12 protein-coding genes and 1 riboswitch are annotated in these 15,285 nt (G+C 73.9%); of the genes, 3 read left to right on the top strand and 9 right to left on the bottom strand.

All coding sequences use genetic code 11. The features are described 5' to 3' along the window. Window positions 1-189: 189 nt before the first annotated feature. The gene (locus QRT03_RS29005; RefSeq protein ID WP_286056646.1) at window positions 190-999 is read left to right on the top strand and encodes a SigB/SigF/SigG family RNA polymerase sigma factor; all 810 of its coding nucleotides are present in this window, start codon (window positions 190-192) and stop codon (window positions 997-999) included. Here QRT03_RS29005 and QRT03_RS29000 read toward each other — a convergent pair. The 3 genes from QRT03_RS29000 to lepA all read right to left on the bottom strand — a co-directional run bounded on the left by QRT03_RS29000 (window position 966) and on the right by lepA (window position 7,026). Then, on the bottom strand, window positions 966-2,903 hold the full coding sequence (locus tag QRT03_RS29000; RefSeq protein ID WP_286056645.1) for an FAD/NAD(P)-binding protein: 1,938 nt from the start codon (window positions 2,901-2,903) through the stop codon (window positions 966-968). The genes QRT03_RS29005 and QRT03_RS29000 overlap by 34 nt on opposite strands. A 208-nt stretch (window positions 2,904-3,111) precedes the next feature. Next, window positions 3,112-4,926 (bottom strand): DEAD/DEAH box helicase, encoded by a 1,815-nt coding sequence (locus QRT03_RS28995; RefSeq protein ID WP_286056644.1) that lies wholly within the window; start codon window positions 4,924-4,926, stop codon window positions 3,112-3,114. 162 nt (window positions 4,927-5,088) lie between these two features. Then, window positions 5,089-7,026 (bottom strand): translation elongation factor 4, encoded by a 1,938-nt coding sequence (gene lepA, locus QRT03_RS28990; protein ID WP_286056643.1) that lies wholly within the window; start codon window positions 7,024-7,026, stop codon window positions 5,089-5,091. 155 nt (window positions 7,027-7,181) lie between these two features. On the opposite strand from lepA, the gene rpsT reads away from it, so the two are divergent. Further along, complete coding sequence (gene rpsT, locus QRT03_RS28985; RefSeq protein ID WP_286056642.1) at window positions 7,182-7,475, top strand: 30S ribosomal protein S20; 294 nt, start codon at window positions 7,182-7,184, stop codon at window positions 7,473-7,475. 214 nt (window positions 7,476-7,689) lie between these two features. Here rpsT and holA read toward each other — a convergent pair whose 3' ends face one another. After that, window positions 7,690-8,691 carry a DNA polymerase III subunit delta gene (gene holA, locus QRT03_RS28980; RefSeq protein WP_286056641.1) on the bottom strand — a complete coding sequence of 334 codons (1,002 nt, stop codon included), beginning with the start codon at window positions 8,689-8,691 and terminating at the stop codon, window positions 7,690-7,692. Between the two features lie 135 nt (window positions 8,692-8,826). Beyond that, window positions 8,827-8,942, top strand: a riboswitch (SAM riboswitch). Between the two features lie 12 nt (window positions 8,943-8,954). Here holA and thrC point away from each other — a divergent pair. Then, window positions 8,955-10,217 carry a threonine synthase gene (gene thrC, locus QRT03_RS28975; RefSeq protein ID WP_286056640.1) on the top strand — a complete coding sequence of 421 codons (1,263 nt, stop codon included), beginning with the start codon at window positions 8,955-8,957 and terminating at the stop codon, window positions 10,215-10,217. Here the strand turns inward: thrC and QRT03_RS28970 are convergent. The 5 genes from QRT03_RS28970 to rsfS are packed head-to-tail and all read right to left on the bottom strand — an operon-like array spanning window position 10,214 to window position 15,226. Next, window positions 10,214-12,583, bottom strand: coding sequence for a ComEC/Rec2 family competence protein (locus QRT03_RS28970; RefSeq protein WP_286056639.1), 2,370 nt, complete (start codon window positions 12,581-12,583; stop codon window positions 10,214-10,216). The genes thrC and QRT03_RS28970 overlap by 4 nt on opposite strands. Next, entirely contained in the window at window positions 12,580-13,446 is an 867-nt protein-coding gene (locus QRT03_RS28965; RefSeq protein ID WP_286056638.1) for a ComEA family DNA-binding protein, read from the bottom strand. The genes QRT03_RS28970 and QRT03_RS28965 overlap by 4 nt, the downstream gene beginning before the upstream one ends. 39 nt (window positions 13,447-13,485) lie before the next feature. Beyond that, window positions 13,486-14,241, bottom strand: coding sequence for a diglucosylglycerate octanoyltransferase (octT, locus tag QRT03_RS28960; RefSeq protein ID WP_286056637.1), 756 nt, complete (start codon window positions 14,239-14,241; stop codon window positions 13,486-13,488). After that, entirely contained in the window at window positions 14,238-14,837 is a 600-nt protein-coding gene (locus QRT03_RS28955; protein ID WP_286056636.1) for a histidine phosphatase family protein, read from the bottom strand. The genes octT and QRT03_RS28955 overlap by 4 nt, the downstream gene beginning before the upstream one ends. 5 nt (window positions 14,838-14,842) lie before the next feature. Next, the gene (rsfS, locus tag QRT03_RS28950; RefSeq protein ID WP_286056635.1) at window positions 14,843-15,226 is read right to left on the bottom strand and encodes a ribosome silencing factor; all 384 of its coding nucleotides are present in this window, start codon (window positions 15,224-15,226) and stop codon (window positions 14,843-14,845) included. Window positions 15,227-15,285 lie beyond the last annotated feature (59 nt).

The raw sequence follows: 15,285 nt of genomic DNA, 5'->3' as shown, positions 1-15,285 counted from the left end.
CGGCGGGTCCACCCCCGGTCCCGCCGTCGGGCCAGGTTTCACGTTTGCGTACCCGGGACACCCAGGTGCCGAGGGGTTGAGCCGACAGTCCCTGTCCGGGACGCGCGATCGATGCGTCCCGTCTGCTCCCCCGTCTGAGTTCACATCGCAGCCAGACGGAACGCTCGCGCGTGTCTGCGAGGTCTGCCCGTGTCCGAACGCACTTCTGCCTATGACCACTACGCCCCCCAGCTGGACGAGCTCGCCTCCCTGGCCGAGGGCGACCCCCGTCGCGACGTCCTGACCGCCGAGCTGACCGACGCCTTCCGTCCGGTCGCCCGGAACATCGCGCGACGCTTCTCCCGGCGCGGCGAGTCCGTGGACGACCTCGAGCAGGTCGCGGCCATCGGACTGCTGCACGCCCTGCGCCGGTTCGACCCGGAGCAGGGTCGCGACTTCCTGTCCTACGCCGTCCCCACCATGATGGGCGAGGTCCGGCGGCACTTCCGCGACGCCGCCTGGGCGATCCGCACCCCGCGCGGGGTGAAGGACCGCTACCTCCAGGTCGGCACCGCGTCGACCACGCTCGGCCAGCAGCTCGGTCGCGCCCCCACGGCGACCGAGCTCGCGGAGCACCTCGGGATCGACCGCGAGGAGGTCATCGAAGCGATCTCCGCGCACCACTCCTACCGCCCGGACTCCCTGGACTCGACGCTGACCCAGGGCACCGACACCACCGTCTCCGACGTGCTCGGCCACGACGACCCGGACCTCGCGCACGTCGAGTCCCGGGCCCTCGTCCGCGACCTCGTCGGGACGCTCCCCGAGCGGGAGCGGACGATCCTCGTGCTCCGTTTCGTCCACGAGAAGACGCAGTCCGAGATCGCCGAGAAGCTCGGGATCTCGCAGATGCACGTCTCCCGGCTGCTCTCGCAGACCCTGGAGCGCCTGCGCGAGCGCGCCCGGGTCCGCGACGCCGCGACCGCTCAGCCCGCGGCGACGGTCGCCAGGACCGCCTGAGCGAGCGCGTCGTTGGCGCGGAAGCTCAGGTTGTTGGTGTTCGGCCGCGAGAACGCCCCCGGCAGCCGCACGGTGGTGTGCGGTCCGATGGCGAAGAGCCGGTCGGCCGGCTCGTCGTAGCCGGACCCGGTGAGCACGCGATGGTCCGCGGTGCGCACCGGGATCAGTCCGGTCGAGTGCTCCACGACGCCGGAGTAGTCGTCGCCGCGCGAGCACGCGTTCCAGCTCAACGTCTCCTCGTCGAGCAGCCCGGCCCGCATGAGCGACCGCAGCATCGGGTCCGAGCTGCGGCGCACGCTGGGTGAGGCCAGGCGTGCGTCCACGAAGGTCCCGGCGGTCGTCGGGGGTTCGTCCAGCGCCGCGCTCGTCGCGACGAACGCCGGGGTGCTCTCCTCGATCTCCACGCTCACGCCCGACCCGAGGAACGTCACGAACCCGTCGCGGTTGAGGGCGAGCAGCTGGCGCAGGCGCGGGCCGGGCGGACCGCTGGCCATCGAGGAGAACAGGTTCTGCCACCAGGTGAGGTCGCGGGCGCGGGACTTCGCGGTCAGCCCGTCGCGGCCGGCCAGCTCGACCGACATCATGAAGGCGCTGAGCAGGGCCGTGAAGGCGCCGAGCTCCTCGGTGTGGGCCGGGTCGACGTGGCGGGCGAGGTCGTCGGCGATGTAGTTCCGGAGGAACTTCTGCAGGGTCTCCGAGTCGGTCCGCACCCCGTCGAGGGGACGGTCGAGCTGCTCGAAGTCGAGTCGGTCGGCCTCGTCGGGAACGTGCCGTTCCACCAGCCGCTCCCGCTCGACGGAGTACCAGTCGAGGTCGGCGTAGGCCACGGCGAACGTGTCCCAGTCGCCGTGCACGCGGTCCGGGTGGCCGTGGAAGAGCTCGTGGTACCAGCCCCAGCCCGCCTCCTTGGCGATGAGCGGCCAGGCGTCGTCGCGCAGGCTCGCCCCGCCCTGCCGGCTCGCCAGCTCGGCGACCTGCTCCGGGCCGAAGAACGTCGGGAGCGGCGGCCGCGGGCCGATCAGGGTGTACTCGGTCTTGGCGTGGTAAGGCACCCCGCGGCCCGACCCGACGTGCAGGTACACCTCCCGCCCCGACGGGACGTAGCGCAGCCGGCCGCGCCCGGACCCGTCGTCGTCACCGTCGGGCTCCTCCTCGAACCGACCGCCCCGGCCCTCGTAGAGCAGCACCATGAGGTCGATGAACGCGAGCCCCATGCCCCGGGCGATCACGGTCTCGCCGGGCGGGATGGCGTCGAGGTCGGAGTCGGTGGTCTGCTCCGGCGGGAAGTAGCGCAGGCCGAGGCGCTCGGCGCAGCGAACCAGTGCGGTCTCGTCGTCGGTCGGCGCGGCGTCCAGGTGGCCGGACGCCAGGATCAGCGCGTCCGCGTCCAGGACCTCACCGCTCTCGAGGCGGACCCGGCGGACGTCGCCGTCCTCGATCCCGGCCGCGCGCTCCTCGTGCAGGTGGATCCGCACGCCCGGGGGCGCCAGGTCGAGGACCCGGTGGAACACGTCCGCGAGGTAGTGGCTCTGCAGCTGCCGCGTCGAGAAGGTGTTCGCGCGCAGCGCCCGGACCTCCTCGCCCACCCGGCCCTCGGGCTCCGCGTGGGCGTCCCGGACCTCCTCGGCCCACTCGATGAGGCTCGGACCGGGGATGATCGGCCCGGCGCAGACGACCGAGTCGTCGGTCCACATGGTCACGTCCGCCGCCATGGAGTTCATCCACAGCAGCTCGGACTGCTTCGTGCGCCAGATGCGGCCCGCGCCCGCTGGGTACGGGTCGACGACGTGTACGTCGAGCGGGTGCTCCGCGTCGACACCGTGCCCGGGTGCGCCGGCGACGATCCGCTCCAGCACCCCGGTCCCCCGCGGCCCGCCACCGACGATCACGACCGAGCGCGTCATGCCACCCGACGGTAGGCGCGGGGTGCGGTCGCGGCCACCCGATGTGGTGCGGTCGGGGCGGGGCCCCGGTTGAGCGAAGGGCCCGTTCGGTCGGATAGACGGGCCGTGGGCGCCCACCGCCAGTCGGCGGCGTCACCGGCCCGGAACGACCGAAGGGCCCCTTCGCTCGATCTACTCGAGCGGAGGGGCCCTTCGGTCAGTCCCGGGTTCAGCGGGTCGGCCGCTCCCGGCGCGGACCGCGCTTGTCGGGGCGGGGACCCGAGCTCGAGCCGCCCGCCTCGGAGGCGCGCCGCAGACCCATCGGACGCCCGGCGACACGAGCCCGCTGGAGCCGCTTGACGACGGGACCGGGCACGTCGGCGGGCAGCTCGACCAGCGTGTGGTCGGTGCGGATGTCGATGTGGCCGATGTGCGCCGAGTCGAGGCCGGCCTCGTTGGCGATGGCACCCACGATCGCGCCGGGCTTCACGCGCTGGTTGTGCCCGACCTCGATGCGGTAGGTGTCCGTGCCGGAGCCGACGCTCCACGACGGCGCCGACGCCGGACGCTTGCCCTGCCCGCGGCCCGGCTTGTCGTCACGGCCCCGCTTCTCCCCACGCGCCGGCGGGGCCGGGAGCTCCTCGACCAGCAGCGGCCGGCCGCCCTGAACCATCTTGGCCAGCGCGGCGGCCAGCTCGACGGGGTCCACGTCGTGCTCGGCGACGTACTCGTCGATGACCCGGCGGAACACGGCGATCGGGTCGCCGCCGTCGTCGTGCCCCGACAGGGTCGCCGTGATCTTCTCGGCGAACCTGGCCCGACGGCGGTCGTTGACCTCGTCGGTGCCGGGCACCGACATCTCCTCGGCCTTCTGCCGGGTGGTGTTCTCGATCGCCCGCATGAGCCGGATCTGGCCGCGGGTGACGAACGAGATCGCCTCGCCGGAGCGGCCCGCGCGCCCGGTGCGGCCGATGCGGTGCACGTAGGACTCGGGGTCGGTCGGCAGGTCGTGGTTCACGACCAGGCTGATGCGCTCGACGTCGAGCCCGCGGGCCGCGACGTCGGTGGCGACCAGCACGTCGATCTTCCCGGAGCGCAGGTCGGCGATCGTCTTCTCGCGCTGGGCCTGCGAGAGGTCCCCGGAGATGGCGACCGACGCGAAGCCGCGACGGTTCAGCGCCTCGGTGACGTCGGTGGTGTTCTGCCGGGTACGCACGAACACCAGGGCGGCGTCGAAGTCCTCGACCTGCAGGATGCGGGCGAGGGCGTCGGCCTTCTGCCGCTCCGGCATGACGACGTAGCGCTGGCGGGTGTTCGCCGCCGTCGTCGTCTTGCCCTTGATCGACACCTCGGCGGGCGCGTTCAGGTGCTTGCGGCTGACCTCGCGGATCGCCACCGGCATCGTCGCGGAGAACAGCGCCACCTGACGGTCGGCCGGCAGCAGGCCGAAGATGTTCTCGACCTCCTCGAGGAAGCCCATGTTGAGCATCTCGTCGGCCTCGTCGAGCACGAAGTACCCGACGTCGGTGAGGTCGAGGGTGCCCTTCTCGAGGTGGTCGGCGACGCGACCCGGCGTCCCGACGACGATCTGCGCGCCCCGGCGCAGACCCGACAGCTGCGGGCCGTAGGGCGCGCCGCCGTAGAGCTGCACGACGTGGACGTGCGGCAGGCCCGCCGAGAACGACTCGATGGCCTCCGCGACCTGGATCGCGAGCTCGCGGGTCGGCGTGAGGATCAGCGCCTGCGGGGCGCGCACGCTCGCGTCGAGGCGCGAGAGCAGCGGCAGCGCGAACGCCGCCGTCTTGCCCGTGCCGGTCTGGGCCAGGCCGAGGACGTCGCGGCCGTCGAGCAGCAGCGGGATCGTCTCGGTCTGGATGGGCGTGGGCGTGTGGAAGCCCTGCTCCACCAGGGTGGCGAGCAGGCGCTCGTCGAGATCCAGCGCGGCGAAGCCGTTGGCGGGCTCGTCGTCGGGGGACTCGACCTCGTCGGTCAGGAACGGGTCCAGAGGAAGATCAGCATCGGACAGGACAGCAGCGTCGGTCACAGAACTCTTTCGAAGAGGGGTTCGTCGGACGGTGAGAGCTGTCCGCGGACCCGACACACGCGCGGTCCATCCCAGGCCGACAGCTCGGCACCTCGACGACCACTCTACGCGACCGGCACCGGCCCGCCGTCAGGAAGGGCGTTCATGACGGCGGGTGCTGCGTCACTTCTTGCCGGACTTGGCCTTGTCGACGGCGTTCTGGTCGGTGGAGAGCGCGGCGACGAAGGCCTCCTGCGGGACGTCGACCCGGCCGATCGTCTTCATCCGCTTCTTGCCCTCCTTCTGCTTCTCCAGCAGCTTGCGCTTGCGGGTGATGTCGCCGCCGTAGCACTTGGAGAGCACGTCCTTGCGGATCGCCCGGATCGTCTCGCGGGCGATGATGCGCGAGCCGATGGCGGCCTGGATCGGCACCTCGAACTGCTGGCGCGGGATGAGCTCGCGCAGCTTGCCGGCCATGGTGTTGCCGTAGGCGTACGCGGCGTCCTTGTGCACGATCGCGGAGAACGCGTCGACCGGCTCGCCCTGCAGGAGGATGTCGACCTTCACCAGGTCGGCCGCCTGCTCCCCCGCCGGCTCGTAGTTCAGCGACGCGTAGCCGCGGGTCTTGGACTTCAGCACGTCGAAGAAGTCGAAGATGATCTCGGCGAGCGGCATCGTGTAGCGCAGCTCGACGCGGCTGTCGGACAGGTAGTCCATGCCCTCGAGCGACCCGCGCCGCGACTGGCAGAGCTCCATGATCGAACCGACGAAGTCGGACGGCGCGAGCACCGACACCTTCGTGATCGGCTCGTAGATCGTCGAGACCTTGCCCTCGGGCCACTCGGCCGGGTTGGTGACCTCGACCTCGCCCCCGTCGTCGAGCGCCACCCGGTACACGGTGTTCGGCGCGGTGGAGATGAGGTCGAGCCCGTACTCGCGCTCGAGCCGGTCACGGGTGATCTCCAGATGCAGCAGGCCGAGGAAGCCGCAGCGGAACCCGAAGCCCAGCGCCGCCGACGTCTCGGGCTCGTAGGAGAGCGCGGCGTCGTTGAGCCGCAGCTTGTCCAGGGCGTCGCGCAGCAGCGGGTAGTCGCTGCCGTCGATCGGATAGAGGCCGGAGAAGACCATCGGCTGCGGGTCCTGGTAGCCGCCGAGCGACTCGGACGCGCCCTTGCGCTCGGTGGTCACGGTGTCGCCGACGCGGGACTGGCGCACGTCCTTCACGCCGGTCATCAGGTAGCCGACCTCGCCGACGCCCAGACCCTGGGCGGGCTTCTGGTCCGGCGAGATGATCCCGACCTCGAGCAGCTCGTGCACCGCGTTCGTGCTCATCATGCGGATGCGCTCGCGCGGGGTGATCTTGCCGTCGACGACCCGGATGTAGGTGACGACGCCGCGGTAGGTGTCGTAGACCGAGTCGAAGATCATCGCGCGGGCCGGGGCGTCGGCGTCACCGACCGGGGCCGGGACGCGGCGGACGACCTCGTCGAGCACGGCCGCGACGCCGTCGCCGGTCTTGGCGCTGATCCGCAGGACGTCCTCGGGCTCGCAGCCGATGAGGTGCGCGATCTCGGCGGCGTACTTCTCCGGCTCCGCGGCGGGCAGGTCGATCTTGTTGAGGACCGGGATGATCTCCAGGTCGTGGTCGAGCGCGAGGTACAGGTTCGCCAGGGTCTGCGCCTCGATGCCCTGCGCGGCGTCGACCAGCAGGATCGCGCCCTCGCACGCGGCGAGCGAACGGCTGACCTCGTAGGTGAAGTCGACGTGGCCGGGGGTGTCGATGAGGTGCAGGACGTGGTCGCGCATCTCGCCGTCGGGGCCCGCCGCGTACCAGGGCAGGCGGACGTTCTGCGCCTTGATCGTGATGCCGCGCTCGCGCTCGATGTCCATCCGGTCGAGGTACTGGGCGCGGTACGCGCGGTCGCCCAGGACGCCGGTGAGCTGCAACATCCGGTCGGCCAGCGTCGACTTGCCGTGGTCGATGTGCGCGATGATGCAGAAGTTGCGGATCCGGTCCGGGGGCGTGAACGTCTCGTCGGCGTAGCCCACGGTGCCCGGTCGGCCAGGGGTCTTGGTCGACTGCTGGGTGGTGGTCTCGGTCAACGAGGTCTCGCCTTCCATGTCGTCGGACGGTCCTGCTCATCGTCCCACGGCCCCCCGACGCTCATCGTCGGCGAGGGCGATTGGTAACCTGGACGCCACTGCGCCGTGCGGGCTGGACGCCTGTTGCGCGCCCGCACGAAGACACCCCAGCGATCAAGAGGTTCGAAGGCCCCGTGGCGAACATCAAGCAGCAGGTCAAGCGTAACCGGAAGAACGAGGAGGCCCGCCAGCGCAACAAGGCGGCCAAGTCGGAGATCAAGACGGCGATCCGGCGCTACCGCGAGACCGTCGAGTCCGGCGACGCCGCCGCGGCCGACGAGCGCCGCCGCCACGCCGCGCGCCTGCTCGACAAGGCCGTGAGCAAGGGCGTCATCCACAAGAATCAGGCCGCGAACAAGAAGTCGCGCATGGCCCACCGCGCCACGACTTTCACGGTCGACGCCAAGGGCGGCAAGACCCCGGCCTGAGGCTCTTCCCGACGACGGGCGTCCCCGACTCCGGGGCGCCCGTTTCGTCTGTCCGGGCCCGGGCGCCGTCCCGAGTGCGACATGGCGCAGGTCCCGGGGCACGCATTCCTGCGTGGTGTCGCTCTCGCGTGAGGGCGCGGCCGGGTCGCCACGGCGAGTGCGACAGAGCGCAGGTCCCGGGGCGCGCATTCCTGCATGGTGTCGCTCTCGCGCGTCAGCGCCGGCGGGCCTGCCCGGCGAGGCCCGCGAGTTCCACGGTGGCGCGTTCCAGGGCGTAGGACGCGTCCGCCGCGACCCCCTTCACGTCGGCGTTCACGTCCGCGACCAGGGCCATCGCTCGGGTCAGGCCGGGCGCGTCCCATCCGCGGGCCTGGCCCATCGCCTTCTTCACCTTGAACGGCGGCATCTTCAACCGCGACGCCAACGCGCCCGGGTCGCCCCGCCCGGCGGCCGACACCCGGGCGATCGTGCGCACCGCGTCGGCCAGGGCGTCGGCCACCAACACGTGCGGCACCCCCGTGTCGAGGGCGTAGCGGAGGGCCTCGAGCGCGCCCGCGCGGTCCCCCGACACCGCCTTCTCCGCCACCGCGAACCCCGTCACGTCGGCCCGGCCGCGGTGGAACCGGCGCACGTCCTCCGCGTCGACCTGCCCGCCCGAGTCGCTGACCAGCTGCGACGCTGCGGCGGCGAGTTCCCGGAGGTCGGCGCCCACGGCCTCCATCAGCAGCGACAACGCCTCGCCGGTGATCCCGCCGCCGGCCTGGCGGACCTCGTTGCGCACGAAGTCGGCCCGCCGGTCGTTCTCCCAGGGCTTGAACTTCGCCGCCTCCGACACCGCGGCACCGGTCTTCTTCAGGCCGTCGACGAGCGCCTTGCCCTTCGCCCCGCCCGGGTGCACGACGACGAGCGCGACCCCGTCGGTCGGCGCCTTCGCGTACTCGACGAGCACCGTGGTGACCTCGGCGTTCGCGTCCTGCGCCGCCTCGAGCACGACCACGCGCGACTCCGCGAACAGCGACGGGCTCACCAGCTCGGCGAGCACGCCGGCGGTGATCTCGTTCGCCTTCAGCGTGCGGACCTCGACATCCGGGTCCTGACGGCGGGCCGCGGCGATCGCCGTCGAGACGGCGCGTTCCACGAGCAGGCCCTCGTCACCGACGACGAGCCGGACCGGCGCGAGTTCGTCCGCGGGCTTGCTCCTGGCACGGGGTGGCACGCCCTCATCCTCGCACCGGCCCCCGACAGCGTGGCGTGGGCAACGTGTCCACCGGTGGCCGTCCGTGCTCCAGGTGCCGTAACGTGCCCGTAGCGCGATCACGGCCTCACCCGCCGGACGCCGACAACCGAATACGGCTCATCCAGAGGGGTAGAGGGAACGGCCCGACGACACCCCGGCAACCGGCGGCGCATCTCCCTGCGCAAGACCGGTGCCAATTCCGACCCGCCCACCGGCGGGGAAGATGAGGAGATCACTCTTCCATGACCCTGACTGCGCCCGACCAGACGGCGACCGGCTACGACCTGGGCCCGGCGGCCGCGCTCTCGTGTCGCGCCTGTGGGCACCGCACCCCGCTGGCCCCGGAATTCGCCTGTCCGCAGTGTTTCGGGCCCCTCGAGATCGCGTACGACTTCCCGACGATCACCCGCGAGGAGATCGAGCGGGGCCCCAAGTCCATCTGGCGGTACAAGAAGCTCCTCCCGGTGCCCAGCACGGTCGAGGAGCACCCGAACATGGACCCGGGCTTCACCCGGCTGATCCGCGCCGACCGGCTGGGCGCCGAGCTCGGCATCCGCAACCTGTGGGTCAAGGACGACACCGGCAACCCCACGCACTCCTTCAAGGACCGCGTCGTCGCCGTCGCCCTCGCCGCCGCCCGCGAGCTCGGCTTCACCGTGCTGGCCTGCCCCTCCACCGGCAACCTCGCGAACGCCACCGCCGCCGCGGCCGCCCGCGCCGGGTGGGAGTCGGTCGTGCTCATCCCCTCCTCCCTGGAGCGGGCCAAGGTCCTCATGACCGCCGTGTACGACACGAACCTGCTCGCCGTCGAGGGCAACTACGACGACGTGAACCGCCTCGCCACCGAGCTCGCCTTCGAGCAGGAGGACTGGGCGTTCGTCAACGTCAACGTCCGCCCGTACTACGCCGAGGGTTCGAAGAGCCTGGGCTACGAGATCTCCGAACAGCTCGGGTGGCGCATCCCCGCGCAGACCGTGATCCCGGTGGCCTCCGGCTCGCAGCTCACGAAGATCGACAAGGCGTACGGCGAGCTCGTCTCGCTCGGGCTGGTCGACGAGGCGGACTGGCGGATCTTCGGCGCGCAGGCGGCCGGCTGCTCCCCCGTGTCGACCGCGTTCCGCGAGGGCACCGACGTCGTCCGGCCGCAGCGCCCGGACACCATCGCCCGCTCGCTCGCGATCGGGAACCCGGCCGACGGCCCCTACGTCCTCGACACGGTGCGCCGCACCGGCGGCGCCGTCAGCGACGTCACCGACGACGAGGTCCGCGACGGCATCCGGCTGCTCGCGCGGACCGAGGGCATCTTCGCCGAGACCGCCGGCGGCGTGACCGTCGCGAACGCGAAGAAGCTCGTCGAGTCCGGTCAGCTCGACCCGGACGCCGACACCGTCCTGCTCATCACCGGCGACGGCCTGAAGACCCTCGACGCGATCGAGCACCAGGTCGGCCCGAAGGCGACCGTGCCGGCCACCTCGAAGGCGGTCCGCGAGGCCCTCGGGCTCTAACGGCGCCGCGGGTCCGGCAGCGGGTCGCCGCGCGCGACCACGGCCGGGCCCCGCAGCCCCGGGACGAGCGCCAGGTCACCGCTCCGGTCGGTGCGCCGCACCAGCGCGCCCGTCCCGGTGAGCAGCCCGATGATCGACGGGTTCGGGTGCCCGTAGCTGTTGCCCTGCCCCACGCTGACCAGGGCGAGCCGTGCACCCGGGGCCACCAGGAACGCGGGCAGCGACGACCGCGACCCGTGGTGGGGCACCTTCAGCACCTCCGCGTGAAGGTCGACCCCGGCCGCGAGCAGCGTGTCCTGTGAGGACCGCTCGGCGTCCCCGGGCAGCAGCACCCGCCCGAGCGGCGTCGCCGCCCGCAGCACCAGCGAGGTGTCGTTGACCTGCGCCCCGTCGTCCGCGTCGACGTGCGGGCTCGGGTGCAGCGGTCCGAGCACCTCCACGGCCAGCCCCGGCCACCGCAGCGTCGTCCCCCGCTCCATCCCGACGACGGGTGCTCCCACGGCCCGGGCGCGAGCGGTCACCTGCCCGAGCGTGGCCGCGGGTTCGCGCACCGGCCCCACCGCCACGGCCGCCGTGGGCCGGCCCCGCAGCGCCCCGGCCAGCCCACCGACGTGGTCGACGTGCAGGTGGGAGAGCACGACCAGTGCCAGGGAGCGCACCCCGAGCCGGGCGAGGCACCGGTCGACCGGCCCCGGGTCCGGTCCCGCGTCGATCAGCACCGCCCGCCCCGGCTCGCCCGTCGCGAGCACGAGCGCGTCGCCCTGCCCGACGTCGCAGGCCACCACGGCCCAGCCCGTCGGTGGCCAGCCGGCCGGGACGATCCGCGTCGGCACGAACACCAGCAGCAGGCCGACCGCGGCCGCGAGGGCGACCAGGCGCACCCGTCGCCACCGCAGGGCCACCGCGCCGAGCAGCACCAGCCCAGCCAGCGCCAGCCCGCCGACCACGCCTCCCGGCCAGCTCACCGTCGCCCCGTCGACCCCCGCACACCGCCGTGCCACCCACACCAGCCACGACACCTCCGGGCCGGCGAGCCACACCGCCGCGTGCGCACCCCACGTCCACCACGGCGCGAGCAGCGCGGCCAGCACCCCGAGCACCGTCGCCGGGGCGACGACGGGTGCCACCAGCAGGTTGGCGAGCACCGCGACGAGGCTGACCTCCCCGGACAGCCCCGCCACCACCGGCGCGGTGACCACGTGCGCCGCCACCGGGACCGCCAGCGCCTCCGCGATCCCGGGCGGGATCCCGCGCTGCCGCATCCGCGCCACGAGCGGCGGCGCGAGCAGCACGAGCGCGCCCGTGGCCAGCACGGACAGGACGAACCCCGCGTCGACCGCGAGGGCGGGATCGACCAGCAGCAGCACGACCACCGTCGCCGCCAGGGCGGGCAGCACCGATCGCCGCCGACCGAGCGCCAGGGCCAGGACGACCACCGCGCCCATCGCCCCGGCCCTCAGCACGCTCGGCGACGGCCGCGCGAGCACGACGAACCCGACCAGCGCGACCAGGCCCAGCACCGCCGCCGTCCGCGGACCGAGCCGGGCCAGGCGCACCAGGAGCAGCACCGCGCCCAGCACGAACGCGACGTTAGAGCCGGACACCGCGGTCAGGTGCGTGAGGCCCGCCGTCCGGAAGTCGTCGGCGAGGTCCGGGGCGACGCCGGACGTGTCGCCGACGACGAGGCCCGGGAGGAGCCCGGCCGGGTCGTCGTCGAGCACGGCCCGCGCGGCGTCGCGCAGCCCCGCCCGCAGGTCACCGGCCGCCACCTGCACCGTCGGGGGCGGGGCCACCTCCCGGGGCGCTCCGCGGGTCCGCAGCACGGCGACCGTCAGGTCGCCGCGCGCGGAGGACGCCAGGGACCCGCTCGCGGTCGCCCGCTGACCGGGCAGCAGCCCCGCCCACCCCTCGGCGGGTGCGAGCAGCACGACGCGCCCGTCCCCCACCCACCGACCCCCGCCGCCCTGCGCGGAGACGAGCTCGGCGCGCACCACCACCCGCGGGCCGCCGAGCCCGGCGGAGCGCAGCGGCGCCGGGTCGTCGGTGAGGACCACCTCGAGCGTGGCCGCCGATCCGGACGCCGCCGCGGCGTGCAGCGGGTGCGCGGCGACCTGATGGGCCGCCACCGAGGAGAGCCCGCCCACCGCCGCGACGCACGCCCCGGCGGCGACGAGCCCGGCCGCCCACCGCCGGTCACGACGTGCCACGGCCACCCCGAGCGCCCCGAGGGCCAGCACGGTCACCACCGCTCCCGGACCCCACCCGAGTCCGAGCGCGACCAACGCCGCCGCCCAGGCGCCCAGCGCCGCCGGCACCAGGCGCGCGTCCAGGGTCGGCCGCTCCTCGTCCGGGTCCGGCGGGGTCACACCCGCACCAGCTCGCGCAGCGTCCCGAACCGGGCCTCACCGATGCCCGGGATCTCACGGAGCTGCTCGACGGCCCCGAACCGCCCGTTCTGCGTCCGCCAGTCCAGGATCTTCTTCGCCGTGACCGGCCCGACCCCGGGTAACCCGTCGAGCTGCTCGAGGGTCGCCGCGTTGAGGTCGAGCTTCCCGTCGCCTCCCGCAGCAGGGGCAGCACCCGGAGTGGCGGCGGGCCCGGCCGGTGCGGCCGGCGCGGGAGCAGCCCCGACCACGATCTGCTGCCCGTCGACCACCCGCGCGGCCAGGTTCAACGGCGTCAGGTCGACCTTCGGCAGCGCTCCGCCCGCCGCGTCCACGGCGTCGCCCACCCGCGCGCCGTCGGCCAGCGTCACCAACCCCGGCCGCCGGACCTTCCCCGCCACGTGCACCACCACCGGCGCCCCCGGCGCCGGAGCCGCCGCGGACGAGGGCGCCGACGCCACGCCCGCCACCACCGGCAGCGCCGGCACCGGCTCGGCGACCGGCCGTCCCGAGAACACCACCCAGGCCGCCACGACCGCGGCGAGCAACACGACGGCCGCCAACGCCAGCGCGCCCCGCCCGCCCGGGTCCCACCGCGCCCCCGCCCACGACGCGGGCAGCCACCGTGCGAGCCCCCGCGGCGACGGATCCCAGGCGCTCGCCCGGACGGGCTCGTGCACCGGCGGCCCGGTCGGCTCCGGGACCTGCGACTCCTCGCTGTAGACCAGACCCGCGCCCGGCGTCCCCGCCGGCGCCGTCGGCCACCCCCGCCGCAGCTCGGGCCGGGCGGGAGCAGCACCGTCGGGAACGACGGCCTGCAGCCTCGAGCGGGGGTCGGAGATCACCCGACCGACGCTAGGACCGTCCCGCCGCGTCCTCCCAGGTCAGCACCGTGCCCTGGGGACAACTCCCGACGAACTGCCGCTGGGGACAACCGGTTCCGCCGGACGGAGCAGCTCCGCCACGGCCTCCCCGACCACCCGGTGCGCCGACCAGCCCCAGTGGATGCCGTCGGGGTTGCCGTGCCCGCCCAGCACGTGCTCGGTGACCAGGGGCGCGACCTCCAGCGCCCGCACCCCGTGCGCCGAGGCCCACGACCGCATCGCCGCCACGTGCGCCGACCGCCCGGAGTGCACCCCGCCGTACAACCCCGACCGGTGCACCGAGGGCAGCAGCAGCACCACCGGCGCGTGCGGGCGCAACGTCGTCACCGCCACCCGGATCCGCTCCAGGCACCGCACGGTCTCCGCCGGGGCCAGCGCCGTCGGGCGCCCGCCGGTCGCTCGCACGAGCCCGGCGTGGCGGGAGCGGTACAGCCGCCGCGCCCGAGCCGCCACGGCGGGCGGACGCAGTACCGGGATCAGCTCGCGCACGGCCGTCGGCAGCGGCGAGGGCAGCGAGTCCATGCCGCCGATCCCCAGCACCAGCGCGTCCGCCGTCCGCACCGAGGCCCACACCCGCGGATCGGTGCGCACCGCGGTCCAGGCGTGCCGCGCGGTCCAGCCCAGCCCGACGTGCAGGTCCGCCGTCGTCGCCAGGGACGACGCGGCGACGTGCGGCCACAGCCGCGGCTCGTCGACGGGATGGGCGGTGCGCGGCCCGTGGAAGCTCAGCGAGTCCCCCAGGACGAGCAGACTCACACGTCGGCGCCCCACCGCATCAGGCGCCAGCGGTCGACCCGGTACTCCAGCACCGCGGCCCGGCAGTTGCCCAGCGGCCCCAGCGAGCCCCAGTGCTCCGGTGGGAGCCCCAGGAATCCGCAGGTCAGGCCCAGGAGCACCCCGCCGTGGGCGACCAGGAGCGCCGTGCCGTCCAGGTCGGCGTCGAGCAGCTCGTGCAGCACCGGCACGGAGCGCAGGTACGCGTCGTGGCGCGACTCGCCCTCCGGCGGCCGGTGGAACGGGTCCAGCCGCCACGCGTCCAGCCCGCCGGGCCAGCCCGCGTCCACCTCGGCGTCGACCAGCCCCTGCCACGCGCCGACGTCGGTCTCGCGCAGCCGCGGTTCCTTGCGCGGCTCGACGTCGAGCCCCTCGGTGGCGGTGCACGCGGTCTGCCACGCGCGGTTCTGGTCGGAGGCGACGACCACGACGGGAGCCAGCGTGGTGACGCCGGGTGCGGTCGCCTCGGCCTGCGCCTGCCCGGTCGCGTCCAACGGCGGGTCGAGGCGGCCCTGCATCCGACGCTCGGCGTTCCAGGCGGTGCGCCCGTGCCGGAGCAGGACGATGCGGTCGAGCACTCAGGTCACTCCGCGGAGCGCGGCAGGCCGACCTCGGCCGGCAGCTCGAGGTGCGGGCAGTCCTTCCAGAGCCGCTCGAGGCCGTAGAAGTCCCGCTCGTCGGAGTGGAAGACGTGCACGACGACGTCGCCGAAGTCCAGCAGCACCCAGCGGGCCTCCTGCGTGCCCTCCCGCCGGACCGGCTTGACGTCGGAGTCGCGCAGCTTCTCCTCGATGCTGTCGACGACCGCCTGCACCTGGCGCTCGTTGGGCGCCGAGGCGATGACGAAGCAGTCGGTGAGCGGGAGGCGCTCCGAGACGTCGATCGCGACGACGTCGTGGGCGAGCTTGTCGGCGGCGGCCAGGGCCGCGACCTCGGCCAGGCGGCGCGCGTGATCGGTGGCGGCCATCGCGGGGAAGCCTACCGCCGCCCGGGTTTCGCCGTCGGTGGCGGCGTTCATACTCCGGA

The organism is Actinomycetospora termitidis, from assembly GCF_030286555.1.
GTDB classification, from domain to species: Bacteria; Actinomycetota; Actinomycetes; order Mycobacteriales; family Pseudonocardiaceae; genus Actinomycetospora; species Actinomycetospora termitidis.
The sequence above is the reverse complement of the archived record's forward strand: the minus strand, read 5'-3'. Positions and strand labels throughout refer to the sequence as shown.

What these genes read in the sequence shown, in the direction of transcription:
- QRT03_RS29000 (WP_286056645.1), bottom strand. Translation starts at nt 2,903, where the DNA reads ATGACGCGCTCGGTCGTGATCGTCGGTGGCGGGCCGCGGGGGACCGGG.
- lepA (WP_286056643.1), bottom strand. Translation starts at nt 7,026, where the DNA reads ATGGAAGGCGAGACCTCGTTGACCGAGACCACCACCCAGCAGTCGACC.
- thrC (WP_286056640.1), top strand. Translation starts at nt 8,955, where the DNA reads ATGACCCTGACTGCGCCCGACCAGACGGCGACCGGCTACGACCTGGGC.
- rsfS (WP_286056635.1), bottom strand. Translation starts at nt 15,226, where the DNA reads ATGGCCGCCACCGATCACGCGCGCCGCCTGGCCGAGGTCGCGGCCCTG.